17 protein-coding genes are annotated in these 22,278 nt (G+C 72.7%); 15 read left to right on the top strand and 2 right to left on the bottom strand.

Annotated features, from left to right (window positions below; all coding sequences use genetic code 11):
- The first annotated feature begins 44 nt into the window (after positions 1-44).
- From QDS12_RS00990 to QDS12_RS00980, 3 genes are read left to right on the top strand one after another with little or no spacing between them, the layout of a single operon-like run.
- Positions 45-929, top strand: coding sequence for an ABC transporter substrate-binding protein (locus QDS12_RS00990; protein ID WP_279876337.1), 885 nt, complete (start codon positions 45-47; stop codon positions 927-929).
- Entirely contained in the window at positions 926-1,777 is an 852-nt protein-coding gene (locus tag QDS12_RS00985) for an amino acid ABC transporter permease (RefSeq protein WP_279876336.1), read from the top strand. Before QDS12_RS00990 ends, QDS12_RS00985 begins: the two co-directional genes overlap by 4 nt.
- Positions 1,774-2,529: an amino acid ABC transporter ATP-binding protein gene (locus QDS12_RS00980; protein ID WP_279876335.1), complete on the top strand. Its 756-nt coding sequence runs from the start codon at positions 1,774-1,776 to the stop codon at positions 2,527-2,529. Before QDS12_RS00985 ends, QDS12_RS00980 begins: the two co-directional genes overlap by 4 nt.
- A gap of 3 nt (positions 2,530-2,532) precedes the next feature.
- Here QDS12_RS00980 and QDS12_RS00975 read toward each other — a convergent pair whose 3' ends face one another.
- Positions 2,533-5,862: a BTAD domain-containing putative transcriptional regulator gene (locus QDS12_RS00975; RefSeq protein WP_279876334.1), complete on the bottom strand. Its 3,330-nt coding sequence runs from the start codon at positions 5,860-5,862 to the stop codon at positions 2,533-2,535.
- A 67-nt stretch (positions 5,863-5,929) separates the two neighbouring features.
- Between QDS12_RS00975 and QDS12_RS00970 the strand changes: the two genes are divergently transcribed.
- The 3 genes from QDS12_RS00970 (at position 5,930) to QDS12_RS00960 (ending at position 10,241) form a co-directional block, all read left to right on the top strand.
- Positions 5,930-7,096 carry a CaiB/BaiF CoA-transferase family protein gene (locus QDS12_RS00970; RefSeq protein WP_279876333.1) on the top strand — a complete coding sequence of 389 codons (1,167 nt, stop codon included), beginning with the start codon at positions 5,930-5,932 and terminating at the stop codon, positions 7,094-7,096.
- A 47-nt stretch (positions 7,097-7,143) separates the two neighbouring features.
- Positions 7,144-8,697 (top strand): NAD(P)/FAD-dependent oxidoreductase, encoded by a 1,554-nt coding sequence (locus tag QDS12_RS00965; RefSeq protein ID WP_279876332.1) that lies wholly within the window; start codon positions 7,144-7,146, stop codon positions 8,695-8,697.
- Positions 8,698-8,837: 140 nt separating this feature from the next.
- Positions 8,838-10,241, top strand: coding sequence for a DEAD/DEAH box helicase (locus QDS12_RS00960; RefSeq protein WP_279876331.1), 1,404 nt, complete (start codon positions 8,838-8,840; stop codon positions 10,239-10,241).
- On the opposite strand, the gene QDS12_RS00955 is transcribed toward QDS12_RS00960, so the two are convergent.
- Positions 10,217-10,855, bottom strand: coding sequence for a TetR/AcrR family transcriptional regulator (locus tag QDS12_RS00955; protein ID WP_279876330.1), 639 nt, complete (start codon positions 10,853-10,855; stop codon positions 10,217-10,219). The two genes, QDS12_RS00960 and QDS12_RS00955, sit on opposite strands and share 25 nt — an antisense overlap.
- Before the next feature lie 167 nt (positions 10,856-11,022).
- Between QDS12_RS00955 and QDS12_RS00950 the strand changes: the two genes are divergently transcribed.
- The 9 genes from QDS12_RS00950 (at position 11,023) to QDS12_RS00910 (ending at position 22,275) form a co-directional block, all read left to right on the top strand.
- On the top strand, positions 11,023-12,156 hold the full coding sequence (locus QDS12_RS00950) for an acyl-CoA dehydrogenase family protein (RefSeq protein ID WP_279876329.1): 1,134 nt from the start codon (positions 11,023-11,025) through the stop codon (positions 12,154-12,156).
- 58 nt (positions 12,157-12,214) lie between these two features.
- Complete coding sequence (locus QDS12_RS00945) at positions 12,215-13,426, top strand: acetyl-CoA C-acetyltransferase (RefSeq protein ID WP_279876328.1); 1,212 nt, start codon at positions 12,215-12,217, stop codon at positions 13,424-13,426.
- A 29-nt stretch (positions 13,427-13,455) separates the two neighbouring features.
- A complete protein-coding gene (locus QDS12_RS00940) occupies positions 13,456-15,624 on the top strand; it encodes a 3-hydroxyacyl-CoA dehydrogenase NAD-binding domain-containing protein (RefSeq protein WP_279876327.1) in 2,169 nt (722 codons plus the stop codon).
- A 186-nt stretch (positions 15,625-15,810) separates the two neighbouring features.
- Positions 15,811-16,533 (top strand): ABC transporter ATP-binding protein, encoded by a 723-nt coding sequence (locus QDS12_RS00935; RefSeq protein WP_279876326.1) that lies wholly within the window; start codon positions 15,811-15,813, stop codon positions 16,531-16,533.
- Positions 16,508-18,046 carry a hypothetical protein gene (locus tag QDS12_RS00930; RefSeq protein WP_279876325.1) on the top strand — a complete coding sequence of 513 codons (1,539 nt, stop codon included), beginning with the start codon at positions 16,508-16,510 and terminating at the stop codon, positions 18,044-18,046. The genes QDS12_RS00935 and QDS12_RS00930 overlap by 26 nt, the downstream gene beginning before the upstream one ends.
- A 173-nt stretch (positions 18,047-18,219) precedes the next feature.
- Positions 18,220-18,747 (top strand): PadR family transcriptional regulator, encoded by a 528-nt coding sequence (locus QDS12_RS00925; RefSeq protein ID WP_279876324.1) that lies wholly within the window; start codon positions 18,220-18,222, stop codon positions 18,745-18,747.
- Positions 18,747-18,902: a hypothetical protein gene (locus QDS12_RS00920; RefSeq protein ID WP_279876323.1), complete on the top strand. Its 156-nt coding sequence runs from the start codon at positions 18,747-18,749 to the stop codon at positions 18,900-18,902. The genes QDS12_RS00925 and QDS12_RS00920 overlap by 1 nt, the downstream gene beginning before the upstream one ends.
- The gene (locus tag QDS12_RS00915; RefSeq protein WP_279876322.1) at positions 18,899-19,618 is read left to right on the top strand and encodes an ABC transporter ATP-binding protein; all 720 of its coding nucleotides are present in this window, start codon (positions 18,899-18,901) and stop codon (positions 19,616-19,618) included. Before QDS12_RS00920 ends, QDS12_RS00915 begins: the two co-directional genes overlap by 4 nt.
- Positions 19,615-22,275 (top strand): FtsX-like permease family protein, encoded by a 2,661-nt coding sequence (locus tag QDS12_RS00910; RefSeq protein ID WP_279876321.1) that lies wholly within the window; start codon positions 19,615-19,617, stop codon positions 22,273-22,275. The genes QDS12_RS00915 and QDS12_RS00910 overlap by 4 nt, the downstream gene beginning before the upstream one ends.
- Positions 22,276-22,278: the final 3 nt, after the last annotated feature.

Genomic DNA, 22,278 nt, shown 5'->3' with positions numbered 1-22,278 from the left:
GAAACGCGCAGGAATGTCGAGTAAACCTGTTTACGATTCAACTCATGCGCCTGCGTCGTACCGCCCTCATCGCCCCGCTCCTGCTCCTCGCCGCCGCGGGGTGTGCCCCCGCCGACAGCGACGGGAAGGCGGCGTCGGAGCCGACGACCACGGCCACGTCGTCCTCGGGGACGGCGGACGCGTGTGCGACCGACAGCCTGCCGACGAAGACGGCCGGCAAGCTCACGGTGGGCACGGACTCACCGGCGTACGAGCCGTGGTTCTCCGACAACGACCCGAGCAACGGCAAGGGCTTCGAGTCGGCGGTCGCCTACGCGGTGGCCGACAAGCTCGGCTTCGCCAAGGACGCGGTCTCCTGGGTGAAGGTGCCGTTCAACAACTCCTACGCGCCGGGCGCCAAGGCGTTCGACTTCGACATCAACCAGATCTCGATCACGCCGGACCGCGAGAAGGTCGTGGACTTCTCCCAGCCCTACTACACCGCCACCCAGGCGGTCGTGACGCTGAAGAAGAACGCCGGCAAGGCGTCGTCGCTCGCCGACCTGAAGAAGCTCAAGCTGGGCGCCCAGACCGGTACGACGTCGCTCACCGCGGTCCGGCAGATCGTCAAGCCCGACAAGGAGCCGCTGGTCTTCAACGACAGCAACACCCCGAAGCAGGCTCTGCTCAACGGCCAGGTGGACGCCGTCGTCTTCGACCTCCCGACCGCGTTCTACATCACCGCCGCCGAGATCGAGGGCTCGACCATCACCGGCCAGTTCTCCGGTGAGGGCGTCGAGGGCGACCGGTTCGGCCTGCTGTTCGAGAAGGGCAACAAGCTGCGTGACTGCGTCGACCAGGCGATCGACGAGCTGACGTCGGACGGCACGCTGGCGGCGCTGGAGAAGCAGTGGCTCTCCGACGTGGTCGACGTCCCCGTCCTCCAGTGACCGACGCCTGGGCGCCGAGCGCGCGTCAGCTCGAGCGCGCGTCGGTCGAGCGCCGGCGGCGGCGCCAGCGGGCGCTGGTCGCGGCGGCCGTGACGGTCGTCGTGTTCGCGGTGGCGATCGTCGGCACGCTCTCCTCACCGGGCTGGCAGCGGGTGCAGGAGACCTTCTTCTCGTGGCACCACATGAGGGCAGCCCTCCCGGACATCTGGCGCGCCTTCTGGAAGTACAACGTCACGATGTTCCTCGTCGCCGAGCCGCTGATCCTGGCGGTCGGCATCGCGGTGGCGGTCACCCGCCACACCGTCTCGCCGTGGCTGACGCCGCTGCGGATCGTCGCCGTCGCCTACACCGACCTGTTCCGCGGCCTGCCGACGATCCTGGTCGTCACGCTGTTCGGGCTCGGCATCCCAGCGCTCCAGCTGACCGGCGTCACCAACTCGCTGTTCTGGCTGACCCTCGTCGCGCTGGTCCTCTGCTACGGCGCGTACGTCGCCGAGGTGATCCGTGCGGGCATCGACTCGGTGCACCCGACCCAGCGTGCGTCCGCGGAGGCGCTGGCCCTTTCGCGCGGCCAGGCGATGTGGCACGTGATCCTGCCGCAGGCCCTGCGTCGCGTCGTACCGCCGCTGGTCAACGACTTCGTCTCGCTGCAGAAGGACACCGCGCTCGTCGGGGTGGTGGGCGTCTTCGAGGCGCTGAAGGTGGCGTCGGACTACGGCAACTACCACTTCAACTACTCGCCGATGGTGCTCGCCGGCGTCTTCTTCGTTGTCATCACCGTCCCGATCGCTCGCCTCACCGACTGGCTGAGCGCACGGGCCCGACGCCGGGAGTGGGGTCGCGGATGAGTGCGCTGCTGGAGGTCGCCGGCCTACGCAAGTCGTACCCCTCGACAGGATCTGGACGCCGAGCCGACCGGGTGGTCCTGGCCGACATCGACCTGTCCATCGCGCCGCACGACGTCGTCTGCCTCATCGGCGCGTCCGGCTCCGGCAAGTCGACGCTGCTGCGCTGCCTGAACCTGCTCGAGCCGATCGACGACGGCGTCATCACGTTCGACGGACGGGAGATCTCCGACCCGCTCGTCGACCCGCGCGACGTGCGCCGCGAGATCGGGATGGTGTTCCAGGCCTACAACCTCTTCCCGCACCTGACCGTCCTCGAGAACTGCCTGCTGGCGCCGGTGAAGGTCCACGGGATGGCCAAGGCCGAGGCGCGCGACCGGGCGGAGCAGCTGCTCGACCGCTTCGGTCTCGGGGCGCACGCCTCCGCGCACCCCGACTCCCTGTCGGGCGGCCAGCAGCAGCGCGCGGCCCTGGTCCGCGCCCTGTGCACGCGCCCGCGGCTGCTCCTCCTCGACGAGATCACGGCCGCCCTCGACCCGATCCTCGTCGGCGAGGTGCTCGAGATCGTGCGCGCGGAGGCGGCCGCCGGGATGACCATGATCCTGGCGACCCACGAGATGGCCTTCGCGCGCGAGGTCGCGACCTCGGTCTGCTTCCTCGACGGCGGTCGCATCCTCGAGCAGGGGCCGCCGGAGCAGCTCTTCACGGCGCCTCGCGAGGAGCGCACGCGGGAGTTCCTGGCGCGTGTGCTCTGACCGTCAGAAGCCGAACAGGTGCCGCTGGTCGTCGAGGAGCGCCAGCAGCACCGGCAGGTGCCACTCCCGGGTGAGCCGGTCGGCCTCGCGGGCGTGCGCGGTCGCGGCGGCCACGTCGCCCGTCGCGAACGCGGCGAGGGCGAGGTAGCGGTCGATCGGCCCAGTGGTGTTGCCGGAGCCGGCGCAGGAGTTGCAGCCGGCGTAGGGCAGCAGCCGGTCGTACATGGCCGCGCCGAGCGCGGCATCGCCGAGGTAGGCGGCCGCCTCGGCCGCGTGGCTCCAGTTGAGCAGCGAGAACCAGTCGTCCGCGTCGAGCTCGAAGGGGTGCGCGTCGCGGTAGGCGCGGGCCTCCTCGACCTCGCCCGCGCGGCACAGCAGGGCGGCGACGCTCGACGAGACCGGCAGGCTGCTCGGCAGCTCCATCACGGTGCGGGCGGCCTGCCCGAACTCGCCCGACCACACGAGGATCGAGATGCCGCACCCGACGACCAGCGCGTTCGACCCCGGCAGCGAGACCTGGTCGCCCAGCTCCGTGATCAGCGCGGTCACCTCCCGCGCCTGGTCGAGGTGGCCGCCGAGTGCGAGCCAGGGGATCCCGAGCGCCTCCACGACCATCCGGGGGTAGTGCAGGCGCAGCTCGTCCGCCGGGCCGCGCACCGCATCGCGGGCGGCGTCGGTCTCAGCGCGCCGGCCGAGCTCGTTGAGCGCGATCGCCCGCTGCGCCGACGCCGAGACGAGGGCGACCCGGTTGCCGGTCCGCTCCGCCAGGGCCACCGCCTGCGTGCTCAGCGCCAGCCGGTCGGCCATCGTGCTCGGCTTCCAGAGCGCCGGCGTCGCGACCAGGAGCGTGTGCAGCAGGAGGTCGTCGTCCCCGATGCGGGAGGCCATCGCCCGGGCCTCGTCGACGAGCCTCCGGCGCTCGTCGTACGCCGCCTCGGCGTAGAGCTCCATCGCCAGCGCGACGAGCACCCGGCACCGCAGCGGCGAGTCCTCGGGTGGCAGCCGGTCGAGGCTCTCCCGCAGCGCGTCGATCACCGGGCGCGTGAACGCGCCGTGCGACTCCGGCTCCCACAGCGCGCCCTCGGTGAGGCTGGCCGCCGCCCGAGCGAGCCGGACCGGGTCGCCGAGCTCGCGCGCGACGTCGACCGCCCGGAGGACCGTCGCGGCGAGCTCGTTCCAGCGGACCAGCCAGCGATAGGCGTCGGCGAGCTGCATCAGCGCGTCGTAGCGCTCCTCGATCGTCGCCGACGGGTCGGTCCGCATCAGCCCGATCGCCGACTCGAGCAGCACCGCGCGGTCCTCCCGCGCCTGGAGCCGGTGGGCGACCTGGGCAGCGTCGAGGCAGGCGTGCCGCGCCTTCGTGGCGTACGCCGGCCCAGCGGCCAGCCAGTGCATCGCCCGTTCGGTCTCGCGGTCGCGCGCCTGCTCCATCGCGGCGGCGATCCGCGCGTGCTCGCGGGCCCGACGCGACGCCGGGAGACCGGTGTAGAGCACGTCGCGGACGAGCGCGTGCTCGAACGCGCAGCGGCCGACGCCCTCCTCGGTGACCAGGCCGGCCGCCTGAGCGGGGTCGAGGGCGTCGAGCAGGTCGTCCTCGTCGACGCCGGTGGCCTGGGCCAGGGTCGGGGTGTCGAAGGCCTGCCCGATGACGGCGGCGGTGCGCAGCGCGGCGAGCGTGGCCGCCGGCAGCCGCGCCATCCGCCGGGCGATCACCTCCTGCACGGCGGTCGGCGGGCTCTCCTCCAGCAGCCGGTCGATGTCGCCGCGGGCGCCGGCCAGCCGGGCGTACTCCACCAGGAAGAACGGGTTTCCGGACGTCCGCGCCCGGATCGCCTCGGCCTGCGCCGGCGACGGCACACCACCGCCCACCTCGGCGAAGACCTCCGCCGAGTCCTCGGCCCCGAGTCCGGCGAGCTCCAGGCGGGTCGCGTGCCGGCGGGCGAGCGCCTCGGCCAGGTCGGCGAGCGCCGGGCTCGCCTCCGGCTGTGGACGCCAGGTGGCGAGCAGCAGCAGCCGCTCGGCCTCGGCGGTCTCGACGAGCAGCCGCAGCACCCGGAGGCTGGAGGAGTCGGCCCAGTGCAGGTCGTCGAGCCAGAGCACCGTCGGCCGGGCGGTCGCGGCCCGACGTACGCAGCGGGCGATCTGCTCCCAGGCGCGGAATTGGCTGCCGTCGTCGTCGCGTACGTCGATCTCGGGCAGCGGTTCGCCGAGCCCCTCCAGCACCGTCGTCCACGGCCACAGCGGGGGCGCGCCGTCGACCTGCGACCCGCGGCCGGTGAGCACCCGCGCGCCCAGCGCGCGGGCCCGCTCGACGAGCTCGCCGGCGAGCCGGGTCTTGCCGATGCCGGCGTCGCCGGTGAGCACGGCGAAGCTCGGGACGCCCCCGGTCGCTGCCGTCAGGGCCGCGGTCAGCGTCTCGAGCTCGCCGTCGCGGCCGACGATGCGCCACGGGGCGGAGAACCCGGAGGCCGCAGATGTCGGCGCGTCCGCGGGCGGCACCGGCTCGCTCCGCGCCGGCCCGACCTCGACCCGCCCCGGGGCGGGTGGCTTCCACAGCAGCGAGTCGTCCTGCCGCAGCAGCGCCGTCTGCAGGTCGCGCACGTCACGGGACGGTTCGAGGCCGAGCTCCTCGTCGAGCAGCCGCCGGAGGGTGGCGATCGCGTCGAGCGCCTCGGCCTGCCGGCCCGAGCGAAAGAGGGCGACGGCCCGCATGGCCCAGAGCCGCTCGCGGAGGGGGTACGTCGCCGTGAGCGCCTCCAGCTCGCCGGTCAGCGTCGCGTGGCGGCCGAGCGCGAGCGAGACGGCGACCCGGTGCTCGAGGGCGGCCAGCCGCAGCTCCTCGAGCCTGGTGCGCTCCGCGACGGCCGTCGGAGCGTCGTCGAGCTCGGCGTACGGCGTCCCACGCCACAGGGCGAGGGCCTGGTCGAGCCGCTCCACGGCCGAGGTGAGGTCGGTGCCGGACAGCGTGCCGAGGTCCTGCAGCCGGCGGTCCTCGGCGGTGACGATCCGCTCGAAGCGAGCCACGTCGAGCGTCTCCTCGCCGACCCGCAGCGCGTAGCCCGGGGCGACCGTCACCAGTACCGTCGCCGGGGCCCGGCGCTCGCGCCGGGGCTCGAGCACCCGGCGCAGCCCGGAGACGTAGGCCTGCAGCGTCCCCGTGACGCCCGGCGGCGGACGCTGCCCCCAGAGCAGGTCGACGATCGTGTCGACCGACACCGGCCGGCCGCGCTCGAGCGCCAGCGCGGCGAGCACCGCGCGCTGCTTGGGTGTGCCCAGTTCGAGAGGCTGGTCGCCGAGTCGGGCCTCCACGGGGCCGAGGACGCCGACCTCCACGCCCGGATCATAGGAGGGTGAGCCGGCCCACGTCGCGTGTCCGAGCCGCTCTGCCATGATCGCCGGCATGCAGCTCGGACAGGGGACAGGACCGCTCCAGGGCGTCAAGGTCGTCGAGATCGCGGGCATCGGCCCCGGCCCGCACGGGTGCCAGATCCTCGCCGACCTCGGTGCCGACGTGATCCGTGTCGAGCGTCCGGGCGGCGGTGGTCTGGGCGGCGGGCCCCACGACCTGACCACCCGCGGGCGACCCAGCGTCGCGCTCGACCTCAAGCGCCCGGAGGCGGTCGAGACCGTGCTGCGCCTGGTGGAGAGCGCCGACGTCCTCGTCGAGGGCATGCGCCCCGGCGTCACCGAGCGGCTCGGTCTCGGGCCCGACGACTGCCTGGCCCGCAACCCGCGCCTCGTCTACGCGCGGATGACCGGCTGGGGGCAGACCGGCCCGCTCGCCGAGGCCGCCGGCCACGACCTCACCTACATCGCCACCGCCGGCGCCCTCTTCGGGCTCGGGCAGGACCCCGCGCGTCCGCACTTCCCGATGAACCTCCTCGGGGACTTCGGCGGCGGGTCGACGTACCTCGTCATCGGGATCCTGGCGGCGCTCCTCGAGGCGCGCGTCAGCGGGAAGGGCCAGGTCGTCGACGCGGCGATCGTCGACGGCGCCGCCCACCTGCAGACGATGTTCTACGGGCAGGTCGCCGCCGGCGCGCACCAGCCGGGCCGGCGGGTCAGCGGGATGCTCGACGGCGGCATCCCGTTCTACGACGTCTACGGCACCTCCGACGGCCGGCACGTGGCTGTCGGCCCGCTGGAGAGCAAGTTCTACGCCGAGTTCTGCACCCGGCTGGCGCCCTACCTCGGTGAGCGGGAGATGCCTGGGCAGTACGACCTCGCCCGGTTCGCCGAGATGCGCGAGACGCTCTCGGCCACCTTCGCGACGCGCACGATGGCGGAGTGGGCGGAGACCTTCGAGGGCACCGACGCCTGCGTGGCGCCGATCCTCACGCTGACCGAGGCCGCCGAGCACCCGCACCTGTCCGCGCGCGGCACCCTCGTCGAGCACGAGGGCGTGCTCCAGCCCGCGCCCGCTCCGCGGTTCAGCCGTACGGCGCCGACGCTGGGCGCCCCGCCCGCCGCGGTGCCCGGCGCGCACACCCGCGCGGCGCTGGCAGCGTGGGGGATCGACGACGTCGACGCGCTCGTCGACGCCGGTGTCGCCCTCGAGGGAAAGTAAGTGAGACACATGTCGCGCTAACTCGGGTGCGCAGGTAGTTTGAGCCCATGCCCTCTTCGTCCACCACGCCGCCCGGCACCGAGCACGCCGGCACCGAGCACGCCGACATCGTCATCGTCGGCGCCGGCCTGTCCGGCATCGACGCCGCCGCCACCCTGCGCCGCGCGCACCCCGGCAAGACGATCGTCGTCCTCGAGCAGCGCGACGACCTCGGCGGCACCTGGGACCTGTTCCGCTACCCGGGCATCCGCTCGGACTCGGACATGTTCACGTTCGCCTACAAGTGGCGGCCGTGGGAGTCGACCCAGACGCTGGCCGACGGGCCGCTCATCAAGGACTACCTCGCGGCCACGGCCCAGGAGGAGGGCGTCGACAAGCTGATCCGCTACGGGCACCGGGTGCGGTCGGTCGCGTGGGACAGCGGCACCGACACCTGGACGATCCAGGCGGAGTGCGACGGCGAGCCGGTCACGCTCACCTCGCAGTACCTCTGGAGCTGCACCGGCTACTACGACTACGAGCAGGGCTTCCAGCCCGAGTTTCCCGGCGTCGACGACTTCGAGGGCACGTTCCTCCACCCGCAGTTCTGGCCCGAGGACCTCGACTACGCCGGCAAGCGGATCGTCATCGTCGGCTCCGGCGCGACGGCGGTGACCCTGGTGCCGGCACTCGCCGAGTCGGGCGCCGGGCACGTCACCATGCTGCAGCGGACGCCGTCCTACATCCTGTCCCGGCCCGGGAACGACCCCGTCGGGCGCGGCCTGCGGCGGATGCCGTTCCGCAAGCTCCTGCCGTTCAAGCGGCTTCGTGCCCTCTCCTACTACGAGATCCTCCGGTGGGAGAACATCGCGCTCGCGGTGGGGCTCTACCAGTTCGCCCAGCGGGCGCCGGAGCGGACCAAGAAGGTCATCCGCAAGCAGCAGGTGGCCGCGCTCACCGCCGCCCGCGACGGCGGCCCCGGCTTCACGCAGGCCGAGGCCGAGGCGTACGCCGACCGGCACCTCACCCCGCCGTACGACCCGTGGGACCAGCGGCTCTGCTTCGTCCCCGACGGCGACCTGTGGAAGGTGCTGCGCGAGCGTCGCGCCGACATCGCGACCGACCGGATCCGCACGTTCACGCCGACCGGGATCGCGCTCGAGTCGGGCGAGCACCTCGACGCTGACATCGTCGTCAGCGCGACCGGCCTCAACATCAAGATCTTCGGCGGCATCGACGTGACCGTCGACGGAGTTGCGCTCGACCCGGCGGAGACGACCGCCTACCGCGGCGCGCTCCTCTCGGGCGTGCCCAACTTCGCCTTCACCATCGGCTACATCAACGCCTCGTGGACGCTGAAGGCCGACCTGGTCTCGAGCTGGTTCGCCGGGCTGATCAGCGAGATGGACAAGCGGGGCGCGAACCGCTTCGTCGTGGCCCGGCCGGAGGTGCCGGGATCGCGCCCGCTGATGGACATGAAGTCGGGCTACCTGCTGCGCGGGGCGGCGCACATGCCGCGCCAGGGCGACAGCGTGCCCTTCGCCGCGAAGCAGAACTACCTGCTCGATCTCAAGGTGCTCGGCTCGGGGAGCTACAGCGACGGCCACCTGACCTTCGCCTGAGGAATCGTCTCGAACGGCCTCCGCCACGTAAACTCCTCCGTGGCGGAGGCCGTTCCCGTCTTGCCCCGGCCCGCCCACCCCGCCCGACCCGGGCCGGTTCCTTCCTCTGGCGAGACGATCCCGCGAGAAGTTGAGAACCCTTGTCGTTCACCGACCTGGGCGTGCCCGCACGCCTGTCCACCCTGCTCGAGCAGCAGGGCATCACCACCCCGACCCCGATCCAGGCCGCCACGCTGCCCGACAGCCTCGCCGGTCGCGACGTCCTCGGCCGCGGCCGCACCGGCTCGGGCAAGACCTACGCCTTCCTGCTGCCGCTCGTCGCCCGCCTGCTCGGCGGCCCTCGGGCGACCTCGCGCAAGCCGCGCGCGCTCGTCCTCGCTCCGACCCGTGAGCTGGTCGCGCAGATCAAGGACTCGCTCGACCCGCTCGCCAAGGAGGCCGGCCTGACCGTGCAGACGGTCTTCGGCGGCGTCGGCCAGAACCCGCAGGTCCAGGGCCTGCGCAACGGCGCGGACATCGTCCTCGCCTGCCCCGGCCGGCTCGAGGACCTCATCAGCCAGGGCCACGCCGACCTGTCGGCGGTCGAGATCACGATCCTCGACGAGGCCGACCACATGGCCGACCTCGGTTTCCTGCCCGCCGTACGCCGGCTGCTGCAGAAGACCCCGCGCGGCGGCCAGCGGCTGCTGTTCTCCGCGACGCTCGACCAGGGCATCGACGTGCTGGTCAAGCAGTTCCTGGTCAAGCCGGTGACCCACGAGGCGGACTCCGCGCAGTCGCCGGTGGCCGCGATGGACCACCACGTGCTGCACCTGAGCCGCGAGCAGCGCCTGCCGGTGCTGGTCGACCTCGCCACCGCCCCCGGCCGCACCGTCGTCTTCGCCCGGACCAAGCACGGCGCCAAGGCGCTCGCCCGCCAGCTCAACAAGGCCGGCGCGCCGGCTGTCGAGCTGCACGGCAACCTCTCCCAGGGCGCCCGCACCCGCAACATGGAGGCGTTCCACTCGGGCGCGGCGACCACGCTCGTCGCCACCGACATCGCCGCCCGTGGCATCCACGTCGACGACGTCGCCCTGGTCGTCCACGCCGACCCGCCGGCCGAGCACAAGGCCTACCTGCACCGCTCGGGCCGGACCGCCCGGGCCGGTGCCGCCGGCACCGTCATCACGCTCATGCTCGACGACCAGGTCAAGGACGTCCGCGCCCTCACCCGCGCCGCCGGCATCAAGCCGACGGTCACCCGCATCGACGGCCCACGTCACCCGGTCCTCGCCAGGCTCGCGCCCGGCCAGCGGACCCTCGTCGAGGGCGGGTACGTCGCCACGCCGGTGCAGCCGGCCGCTGGTCGGTCCGGCGGGGGACGGTCGGGCGGCTCGGCGCCGGCCCGTCGGCGTACGCCTGGTCGCGGCGCGCACGGCGCCGCTGGAGCCGCTGGAGCCGCTGGAGCCGCTGGCCCCGGTGGGTCCGGTGGGTCCGGGGGCAACGGCGGTGGCCGGTCGCGGCGACGCCGCGGCCGCGGCTACAGCCGGCCCAGCACCGAGTAGTCGTCGGCGCTGATGCCGAGCTGGGCCAGCAGGTCCTGCTGGATCAGCGTCACCTGACGGGCGACCCGCTCGACGACCTGCTGCTGCGTCTCGTCCTGGTGGTCGAGCCACCAGATGATGCTCGCGTCGATGAGGCCCATGATCCCGGCGAAGACGCCGTCGGCCGTGGGCACGGCGGCGACGTCGCCGCCGGTGCGCCGGAGGTACTCGCTGCTCGACGCGACCAGCATCTCGAGGAACCGGCCCCGTCCCTGCCGCGGCCCGGTCGCCGCGCGGGCATGCTGACGGGCGGCGAGGAACCGGTAGAGGTTCGGGTGCTCCGCGGCCCACTCGACCGACGCCGCGACGGCGTCGTGCACGGTGTCGCGCAGGGTCGCCGGCTGCGCGACCGCCGGCCGCACCTTCTCGACGAACATGTCGGCGGCCAGCCGTCCGACCTCGGCGTCGAGCTCGTCCTTGCTCGCGATCACCCGGTAGACGTGCGGGCGGGGAACGCCTGCCCGCTCGGCGATCTGGGCCATGCCGACCCCCGGCCCGAGCTCCTCGATGCAGGACACGGCGGCCGCGACGAGCGCCGCGCGTCGCGTCGTACCCCGTGGTCTCGTCTCCGTCATCCTCCACCGTCCTGTGAGCGGGGTCACGTTACCCGGAGTTCGCTTGTCGTGGTCCGTGGCCCGGTGGTACACCTTGTACCTGGTACAGGTTGTACCACTCGCTGCCCCGTGTCCACCGACGCCGTTCCTTCCGGAGGAAACCGATGCCGCCACGTCGCTCGCCCTGGATGAACCAAGACCTCGACGACTTCCGCGATCTCGCCCGCACGTTCTGCGAGAAGGAGATCAAGCCGAACGTCGACGCCTACATCGCCAACAAGCAGGTGGACCGCGACCTGTGGAACAAGGCGGGCGACCTCGGTCTGCTCTGCCTCTCGATCCCCGAGGAGTACGGCGGCGGCGGTGGCACGTTCGCGCACGAGGCGATCCTCATCGAGGAGCAGGCCCGGGCCACCGACAGCTCGTGGGGCGTGAGCCTCCACAACGGCATCGTCGCCCACTACATCCTCGCCTACGGGACCGAGGAGCAGAAGCAGCACTGGCTGCCCAAGATGGCCTCCGGCGAGGCGGTCGGCGCGATCGCGATGACCGAGCCCGGCACCGGCTCCGACCTGCAGAACGTCAAGACGAGGGCGATCCGCGAGGGCGACGAGTACGTCATCAACGGCTCGAAGATCTTCATCACCAACGGGCAGCAGGCCGACGTCGTCATCACCGTCGTCAAGACCGACCCGGAGCAGGCGGCCGCCGGCATCTCCCTCGTCCTCGTGCCCACCGACACCCCCGGCTTCTCGCGGGGCAAGGCGCTGGACAAGATCGGCATGAAGGGCCAGGACACCGCCGAGCTGGTCTACGAGGACGTCCGCGTCCCGGTCACGAACCTCCTCGGTACGGAGGAGGGCCAGGGCTTCATCCAGCTGATGGAGCAGCTGCCGCAGGAGCGCCTGCTCGTCGCGGTGGCCAACGTCGCCGCCATGGAGATGTGCTTCGACGAGACGCTGCGCTACGTGCACGAGCGGCACGCGTTCAACCGGCCCATCTGGGCCTTCCAGAACACCAAGTTCAAGATGGCCGAGATCGCCACCGAGGCCCGGGTGGCGCGCTCGTTCCTCGACGAGTGCATCGGGCTGCACCTCGACAAGCAGCTCGACATCCCGACCGTCGCCATGGTCAAGCTCTGGTGCTCCGAGCGCGCCCAGAAGGTCGCCGACATGTGCCTGCAGCTGCACGGCGGGTACGGCTACATGAACGAGTACCCGATCGCGCGGGCCTGGGCAGACCTCCGCGTCTCACAGATCTACGCGGGGACGAGCGAGATCATGAAGGAGATCATCTCGCGCTCACTGCCGTCACCCGTCTGACCCGGTCCCGACCGACACCAACGACGCCGCAACCCTCATCACCCGAACAGGAAATCTGATGGCTGAAGCATTCATCTACGACCACCTGCGCACGCCGCGCGGCCGCGGCAAGGCGACCGGCGGGCTGCACGAGTCCAAGCCGATCGACCTCGTCGTCGGCCTGATCGACGAGCTGCGCAAGCGCAACCCGTCCCTCGACACCGAGCGCATCGACGACGTCGTCCTCGGCGTGGTCAGCCCGATCGGGGACCAGGGTGGCGACATCGCCAAGGCGGCCGCGCTCAAGGCCGGGCTGCCCGAGACGACGGCGGGCGTCCAGCTCAACCGCTTCTGCGCCTCCGGCCTCGAGGCCGTGAACCAGGCGGCGTCCCGCGTCCGCGGCGGCTTCGAGGACCTGATCCTGGCCGGTGGTGTCGAGTCGATGAGCCGCGTGCCGATGGGCTCGGACGGCGGCGCCTGGGCGATGGACCCGGCGACCGCGCTGCAGACCGACTTCGTGCCGCAGGGCATCGGCGCCGACCTCATCGCGACGGTGGAGGGCTTCAGCCGCACCGACGTGGACACCTACGCCGCCGAGTCGCACCGCCGTGCGGCGGCGGCGTGGGAGGCCGGCTACTTCAAGGACGCCGTCGTCCCGGTCGTCGACATCAACGGCCAGATCGTCCTCGACCGTGACGAGCTCATCCGCCCGGGCACGACCGCGGAGAGCCTCGCCGGCCTCAAGCCGTCGTTCCTGCAGCACGGCCAGGAGGCCGGCTTCGACGACGTCGCGCTGTCGAAGTACCACTGGCTCGAGAAGATCGACCACGTCCACCACGCCGGCAACTCCTCCGGCATCGTCGACGGCTCCGCGCTGATGCTCATCGGCACCGAGCAGGTCGGCCAGGACCTCGGCCTCACGCCGAAGGCCAAGATCATCTCGGCCGCCGTCTCCGGCGCCGACCCGACGATCATGCTGACCGGCCCCGCGCCGGCGGCTCGCAAGGCACTCGCCAAGGCCGGACTCACCGCCGACGACATCGACCTCTGGGAGATCAACGAGGCGTTCGCGGCCGTCGCGATGCGCTTCATGAAGGACATGGGCATCAGCCACGACGTCACCAACGTCAACGGTGGCGCCATCGCCATGGGCCACCCTCTCGGTGCCACCGGCGCGATCATCCTGGGCACGCTCGTCGACGAGCTCCAGCGCCAGGGGAAGCGCCGCGGCCTCGCCACGCTCTGCGTCGGCGGCGGCATGGGCATCGCCACGATCGTCGAGCTCGTCTGAGCGCCGGACCAGGTAAGGAAGACTCCCAGATGACTGACAACAGCGCCGTCAAGTACGACATCGACGCCGACGGCATCGTCACGCTCACGCTCGACGACCCGAACCAGTCGGCGAACACGATGAACGAGGCCTACACGGTCGCGATGAAGGCCGCCGTCGACCGCCTGCACGACGAGGCCGACCACGTCACCGGTGTCGTCGTGACCTCGGCGAAGAAGACCTTCTTCGCCGGTGGCGACCTCAAGAGCATGGTCACCGCGACCAAGGCCGACGCGGCCCAGATCTTCGAGACCGTCGAGGCCGTCAAGGCGACCCTGCGCCGCCTCGAGACCTTCCCGAAGCCCGTCGTGGCCGCCATCAACGGCGCCGCGCTCGGCGGCGGCCTCGAGATCGCGCTCGCGACCAACCACCGCATCGCCGTCGACGGCCGCTACGAGATCGGCTTGCCCGAGGTCACCCTCGGCCTGCTGCCCGGCGGCGGTGGCGTGACCCGCACGGTCCGGATGTTCGGCATCATGACCGCCCTCACCGACATCCTCGGCCAGGGCACCCGGTTCAAGGTCGCCGCGGCCAAGGAGAAGGGTCTCGTCGACGAGCTCGTCGCGACCCAGGACGAGCTCGTCCCCGCCGCGAAGGCGTGGATCAAGGCCAACCCGGAGGAGACCCAGCAGCCCTGGGACAAGCCGGGCTACAAGATGCCCGGCGGCAAGCCGAGCTCCCCGGCCCTCGCCGGCTTCCTGCCGGCGTTCCCGCCGATCCTGCGCCGCCAGCTGAAGCAGGCCGACATGCGCGCGCCGAAGGCGATCCTGGCCGCGGCCGTCGAGGGCGCCCAGGTCGACTTCGAGACCGCCACGCGCATCGAGTCGCGCTACTTCGTGTCGCTCGTGACCGGCCAGCAGTCGAAGAACATGATCCAGGCGTTCTTCTTCGACCTCGGTGCCATCAACGCAGGCACCCTCCGCCCCGACGGCTTCGACACCTACCGCCCGACCAAGGCGGTCGTGCTCGGCGCCGGGATGATGGGTGCGGGGATCGCCTACGTCCTGGCCCGCGCGGGCGTGGACGTCGTTCTCAAGGACGTGTCGGCCGAGGCTGCCGAGAAGGGCCGCTCCTACACCGCCCGTCTCAACGAGAAGGGCGTGTCCCGCGGCAAGATCACGCAGGAGAAGGCCGACGAGATCCTCAACCGGATCACGGCGACCGGCGACCCGGCCGACGCCGCTGGTGCGGACATCGTCGTCGAGGCCGTCTTCGAGGACGTCGCGCTCAAGCAGAAGGTCTTCGCCGAGGTCGCGCCGCACCTGGCGCCCGGTGCGCTGCTCTGCTCGAACACGTCGACGCTGCCGATCACCGACCTGGCCAAGGGGATCGACCGTCCGACCGACTTCATCGGCCTGCACTTCTTCAGCCCCGTCGACAAGATGCCGCTGGTCGAGATCATCCGCGGCGCGGAGACCTCCGACGAGGCGCTGGCCAAGGCCTACGACGTCGTCCAGGCGATCAAGAAGACGCCGATCGTCGTCAACGACGCCCGGGGCTTCTACACCTCGCGGGTCATCGGCACCCAGATCGAGGAGGGTCTGGCGATGCTGCAGGAGGGCTTGGCGCCGTACTCCCTCGAGCGCGCCGCCACCTCCGCCGGCTTCCCGGTCGGCCCGCTCCAGATCGCCGACGAGCTCAACCTCGAGCTCATGGTCAAGATCGGCCGGACCACCCGCGAGGCGGCCGGCATCGACGAGCTCACCGTCACCGAGCAGGTCTGCGGCGCCATGATCGACGCGGGCCGTCCGAGCAAGCTCAAGGGCGCCGGCTTCTACGAGTACGTCGACGGCAAGCGCGGCTCGATCTGGCCGGGGCTCTCCGGGCTGTTCCCGGTGGCCGAGCAGCAGATCCCGATCGAGGACGCGCGCGAGCGGATGCTCGTCCGTGAGGCGATCGAGACGGCGAAGTGCTTCGAGGAGGGCGTGCTCACCTCGGCGGCCCACGCGAACATCGGCTCCGTCTTCGGCATCGGCTTCCCGCCGGCGCTCGGCGGCGCCGCGCAGTTCATGACCGGCTACGAGGCGGCCGACGGCTCGATCGGGCTCGACGCCTTCATCAAGCGGGCCGACGAGCTCGCCGACAAGTACGGCGAGCAGCTGCGTCCCACGCAGTACCTCCGGGACCTGGCCGCGAAGGGCGAGGGCTTCCCCGCCTAGTCGAGATCGGCGTTTCTGCCCCTCGAGTTCGGGCTTGTGGCCCCTGGAGCGCCTGCTCCAGGGGCCACCGTCGTCTCCGCCCGCGGGGACTCATCCTTTCGGTCAGTTCCACCTAGTCACACTCGCGCGGGGAGATCGGGCCGTGCGACCCTGGCGCCGCGGACGGCCAGCGGGGAGGATCAGGTGGTGAGCGAGCGAGTCCCCCGGCCGGTCGTTGACGTGCAGGGCCTTCACGTGCGGTTCGGCGAGGTGGAGGCCGTCAGCGGCGTCGACCTCGTGGCGTACGCCGGCCACAGCACCGCCCTCCTCGGCAGGAACGGCGCCGGCAAGTCGACCACCATGCGCGTCGTCGCGGGTGTCGTGCCGCCCACCCAGGGCCGGGTCCTCGTCGCCGGGCACGACGTACGGGCCGAGCCGCTCGAGGCGAAGCGCTCGGTCGGCTACTGCCCCGACGTCGGCGGGCTGGTCCCCCGCGCGACCCCGTGGGAACACCTCCAGCTGTCCGCGAAGCTCCGGCGGCTCGGCGTGGGCTGGGAGGACCGGGCGCGCGACCTGCTCGAGCGGTTCGAGCTCGGCGACGTCGCGCACCGCGTGACCAGCGGCTTCTCGCACGGCATGGGCCGTCGGCTGTCGGTCGTGCTGGCCGCCTTCCACGAGCCCGAGGTCCTGCTGCTCGACGAGCCGTTCGACGGCGTGGACCCGATCGGGGTCGAGGCGACCCTCGACATCGTCAACGACGCCCGTGCCCGCGGGGCCTGCGTCCTCGTCTCCACCCACCTGCGCGAGCTCGCGATCGAGGCCTGCTCGTCGGTCCTCGTCCTCCGCGGCGGCGCGCGCGTCGCCACCGTCACCGCGCACGAGATGGCCGGCGAGGAGGGGGCGCGTGCCTACCGCGGCCTTCTCGACTGAGCCGCGCTCCCTCGTCCGCGGCCAGTGGTGGGCCGTCCAGGACGTCGGCCACCTGCTGCGCCTGCGGGCCGGCACCGTACGCCGGCGGCGGACCCTCGTCGGTCTTGCGGTGTTCGTCGTCATCACGGTGGGCGCGGCCGTCGTGCCGGCCTACCTGCCCGGCGCCGCCGGTGACGGCTACGCGTTCAACCTGCTGCTGCTGATGCCGACCGCGTTCGCCGGCTTCCAGCTGCTCACCCTGGCCTCCGCCGTCGCGTCGGGCGGCGGCCGTGAGCTCGTGCCGCGCGACCAGCTCGTCGCCTACCCGGTCAGCCCGACGACCGACCACCTGGGCGCGCTGCTGCTGGCGCCGCTGAACATCGCGTGGCTGCTCCAGTGCTGGCTGCTCATCGGGTCGGCGGCGTACGCCGTCGGGCCTGCTGCCTTCGTCCCGATGGTCATCGGCACCTTCCTGTGGGTGCTGGCCGCGACCGCGGTCGGCCAGGTCGTCGCCTGGTCGATCGAGGGCGTGCGCCGGACCGCCCACGGCATCGCCGCGGTGCGCGTCCTGGCGATCCTCGGGATCGGCGCCGCCGGTGCCCTGCAGCTGTCGCACCGGCTCGACGACGTCCTCGACGCCCTGCCCACGCGCCGGCTGGTCATGGGCCTCGACGCGGGCTTCGGCTGGCACTGGCTGCTCACCGTGCTCGTCATCGTCGGCGTCTTCGTGGTGGCCGTCGCGCTCGGCGCGGTCCCGGCCCACCTGACGGCCCGGCTGCAGCCGCGCGAGGAGCTCCGGGTCGAGAGCGGCCGCTACCGCGCGCGCCCGACCACGTCCTCCGACCTCGGCGCCGTGCTGCGCGTCGACCGCGCCTCGGTGTGGCGGGCGGTGCCGATGCGTCGCGGCCTCGCCGTCCTCGCGGTCGGGCCCGGGCTCGTCTCCCTCGCCGGCGACCTGCCCTGGAACCAGCTCACGATCCTCCCCGGCCTGGTCGCCTCCGGCGGCGCGCTCCTCTTCGGCGTCAACGCGTGGAGCCTGGAGACGCGGGGTGCGCTCTGGCGGGAGTCGCTCCCCGTGTCGCCGGGGACGGTGTTCGCCGCGCGGGCCTGGGTGCTGATGGAGTTCCTGTTCGTCGCCTCCGGCATCACGCTCGGTCTCGCCGTGCTGCGCGCCGGTGTGCCGACGGCCGCCGAGCTCGCGGCGCTGCTGTGCACCTGGGTCGTGGTGATCCTGCAGGTGCTCGGCGCGTCGATGCGGTGGTCGCTGCGGTCGCCGTACGCCGTGGACCTGCGCTCGGCCCGGGCGACGCCCGCCCCGCCGCTCGCGATGGTCGGCTACTCGACCAAGCTGGCCGCCAGCACGACCGTCACCAGCCTCGTCTTCTCCGGCCTGTCGCAGGTCGAGGCCTGGCCGCTGTCGGTGCTCGTCGCCGCGCCGCTGGTCGGGTGGTCGATGCTGCGGCTGCTGAAGGCCCGGGACGGGTGGGTCGAGCCGGCCACCCGGGCGCGGGTCGTGATGACGGTCGCCGGCTGACCTTCGTCAGCCCCTGGCCGTCCCCCGGGCGGTGCGTGGTCAACCGGTTGCGGTGCTAGGACGGTTGATGGTTCACCTCTGGGCGCCGAAAGCCGGCCCCGAACCGTGTCGCACTTGCGCTTCAGGCCATACCGGGTATACACATACCCAGTATCTAGTCACCGAGGAGGACCATGTCGGTCAAGCACGCGCTGCTCGCGCTCCTGGACGAGGAGCCGATGTACGGCTACCAGCTCCGGGCGGCGTTCGAGGAGCGCACCGCGGAGACCTGGCCGCTCAACATCGGGCAGGTCTACACGACGCTGTCCCGCCTCGAGCGTGACGGACTCGTCGAGGGTGGCGACACCGACGACGACGGCCACCAGATCTACAAGCTGACCGACGCGGGGCGCGCCGAGCTGACCGACTGGTTCGGCAGCGCGGTGCCGCGCACCCAGCCGCCGCGCGACGAGCTCGCCATCAAGGTGGCGCTCGCGGTGAGCGCGCCGGGGCTCGATCCGACGGCCGTCATCCAGCGCCAGCGAAGCGCCACGATGTCGGCGCTGCAGGGCTACAACCGGCTCAAGCGCCAGACGACCGACCTGGCCTACGAGCTCGTCCTCGACTCACTCGCCTTCGCGGCCGAGGCCGAGATCCGCTGGCTCGACCACTGCGACGCCCGGCTGCGCCGCGTCGCCGACCACCCGGACGGAGCCCGCTGATGAGCGACCGCCTGGCCCCCCACGAGGCCGACCGGCTCCGCCGCGCCGAGAGGCGCTGGCTCGAGCAGGCCCGTGAGCGCCTGCACCGACCCACCCGCCGTACGCGTCCCGAACCTGAGCTTGCCGCCACCGAACCCGAGGAGACCGACCGATGAACGCCCCTGAGACCCGCCCCGTCCTCGAGCTGGCCCAGGTCACCCGTATCCACGGCGCCGGTGGCCTGGCCGTCCACGCGCTGCGCGAGGTCTCCTTCGAGACGTACGCCGGCGAGCTGGTCGCCGTCATGGGCCCGTCGGGCTCGGGGAAGTCGACGCTGCTCACCCTGGCCGGCGGGCTCGACCAGCCCACGTCGGGACGCGTGCTCGTCGAGGGCACCGACCTCACGGCCGTCGGCAGCGCCGAGCGGGCCAAGCTGCGCCGGACGTCGATCGGCTACGTGTTCCAGGACTTCAACCTCATCCCAGCCCTGACCGCCGGCGAGAACGTCAGCCTTCCGCTGGAGCTCGACGGGGTGCCCACGCGGGCGGCCCGGGCGGCGGCGTCCACGGCGCTGGGCGAGCTGGGGATCGCCGACCTCGCCGACCGCTTCCCCGACGAGATGTCGGGCGGCCAGCAGCAGCGGGTCGCCATCGCCCGTGCCGTGGTGGGGGACCGGCGGCTGATCCTCGCCGACGAGCCCACCGGGGCACTCGACTCGGTCACCGGCGAGGACATCCTGCGGCTCCTGCGCGCCCGCTGCGACGCCGGCGCGGCCGGAGTGCTGGTGACCCACGAGCCGCGGCACGCGGCGTGGGCCGACCGCGTGGTCTTCCTGCGCGACGGCGCCGTCGTCGACGAGGCCGGCGAGCCGATGGCGGCGGTGCGGTCGTGAGGCGGCACCTCCTCGGCTGGCGGATCGCGCTCCGGCTGGCCCGTCGCGACCTGCTCAAGCACCGGGCGCGGGCGATCATCGCGCTCGTCATGGTGACCCTGCCGGTCCTGGCCGTCGTCACCGCCGACATCCTCATCCAGACCGCCGACGTGTCGCCGACCGAGGGCATCAGCCGCCGGCTCGGCGCGGTCGCGACCGCCGAGGTCCAGATCTTCGAGGGGCGGCAGCGGGTCACCCAGGGGCCTGACCCGCTGCGGGACTGGGTTGCCGGTGACGAGCTGTCCCGGGCGACCACGTTCGCCGACGTCGAGGGCGTCATCGGGCACCGGTCGAAGCTGGCCGCCCCGACGTCGTCGGAGCTCGTCGTGCGCACGCCGCACGGCCGCGAGGCCGTCGCGGCGGAGCAGGCCGACGTCACGGCGCCGCTCGCGCGTGGCTTCTACCGGCTCGACGGCGGACGCTGGCCCGCCGCCTCCGACGAGGTCGTCGTCAACCAGGCGATGCGCGACCGCGGCGTGGGTGACACGCTCACGATCGTCGACCGCGACGGCACCGAGTCGTCCCGCACGATCGTCGGCACCATCGTGGATGCGACCCGCCGCAGCGGCGAGGTGGTCGTCGGGCTGCCGGGCACGCTGCCTCGGCTGACGGACGACGGGATGGGACAGGGGTGGCTCGTCGACGGCCCTCCGCTCACGTGGTCGCAGGTGCAGCGGCTCAACGACCTCGGCGTCCTCGTCACCGACCGGCACATCGCCAGCCACCCCGACGACTACCCCGACTCGATGGACGACGGCTCGGGCGACAGCACCACCCTGCAGGTCGCCGCGCTCATCGTCGTGATGGCGCTCATCGAGGTGGTGCTGCTCGCGGGCCCCGCGTTCGCCGTCGGCGCGCGCAAGCAGCAGCGCTCGCTCGCGCTGCTGGTCGCCTCGGGAGGTACGCCGGCCCAGGCGCGCCGCGTCATCCTCGCCGGCGGCCTGCTGCTCGGCGTCGCGGCCGCCGTGATCGGGGTCGCCGGCGGCATCGGCGCCGCTTGGCTGCTGCAGCCGGTGGTGCAGCGGTTCAACGCGAGCTGGCTCGGCCCGTTCGACGTACCGTGGCCGCACCTGGTCGCCGTGGCCGCCTTCGGCCTGGCCAGCGCCGTGATCGCCTGCGTGGTGCCGGCCTGGATCGCCTCGCGGCAGAACGTCGTGGCCGTGCTCGCCGGGCGCCGCGGCGACGCCAAGCCGACGCGGGCCTTCCCGGTCCTCGGGGTGGTCCTCTTCGGGATCGGCGTGCTCATGGCGATCGCGGGAGCCTCCGGCCGGGGCGACCTCATGGTCGCCTGGTCCGCGGTGGTGTGCGTGCTCGGGATGGTGCTGCTGGTGCCGGTCGTCGTCTCGTGGGTCGCCCGCGCCGCCGGCCGCTTCCCGCTGCCGGTCCGGTTCGCCGCCCGCGACGCCGTGCGGCACCGGACGCGTACGACGCCTGCCGTCGCCGCCGTCGCCGCGACCGTGGCCGGCGTCGTCGCCCTCGGCATCTCCACCTCGAGCGACGAGAAGCAGAACAGGGAGTCCTACACGCCCAACCTCGTCATGGGGGACGCCTCGGTCACGCCCGACTACGGCTACCTCGACCCGAGGCCGGACCGCCCGACCGACTGGGACCAGGTCGCCGACGTCGTGCGGGAGCACGCACCCGCCGCGCGAGTCAGCCCGGTGGTCGGGGTCGGGCAGACCTCGACGACCTCGTGGGTCAACGTGGTGTTCGCCGACCCGGCGCGCACGGCCGAGGACGAGCAGATCAGTCCCAGCTCGTCGTCGTCCGCCCTCGGTACCGACGTCGTCGTCAGCGACGGGGCGCAGCTCCCGTCCCTCGTCGCGTCCTACTTCTCGGCCGATGAGGGGGTGGCCGAGACGCTGTCCGCGGGACGGGCTGTGGTCCTCACCAGCGACGCATCGCAGACCCGGCTCGACCAGGTCGCGATCCACGTCGAGACCAGCGACGACGACGGCCCGACGGTCTCGACGCCGGCGGTCACGGTGCCCGCCACCGTGCTCTACCGGCCCGACGACGACGTGGCCCCGCTCCGCGCGATCCTCCCGCCGTCGGTCGCGAGGCGGGCCGGCGTCCCGGCGGCGACCGTGGCGCTGGACGTGGCGCAGCCGCACCTCACCACGGAAGCCCAGAAGGACCTGCAGGCCGCCCTCCAGGACCTGCCGACCCCGGCGGGCGTGTACGTCGAGCGCGGCTACCAGGCCGACGCCTACACGAGGATCGTGCAGTGGGTGCTGGCTGCCCTCGGCGCGATCCTGATGCTCGGCGGCACCCTGACGGCGATGTTCCTCGCGCTGTCCGACGCCCGGCCCGACCTGGCCACGCTCGCGGCGGTGGGAGCGGCACCTCGGACGCGGCGCAGGGTCGCCGCGGCGTACACCTTCGTGGTCTCCTTCGTCGGCGCGGTGCTCGGGATGCTCGTCGGCTTCGTACCCGGCCTCGCCGTCACGTGGCCGCTGACGGCGGAGGGCTACAGCGGCAGCGACCACGTGGGCCCCTACATCGAGATCCCGTGGCTGATGATCGCCGTGGTCGTCCTCGGGTTGCCGCTGCTCACCGCGGTCGTCGTGGGGCTGTTCACCCGGTCGCGGCTGCCGATGGTGGCGCGGGTCGGCTGAGGT

It is taken from the genome of Nocardioides sp. CER19, assembly GCF_029846275.1.
In the GTDB taxonomy this organism is placed as follows: domain Bacteria; phylum Actinomycetota; class Actinomycetes; order Propionibacteriales; family Nocardioidaceae; genus Nocardioides.
The sequence above is the reverse complement of the archived record's forward strand: the minus strand, read 5'-3'. Positions and strand labels throughout refer to the sequence as shown.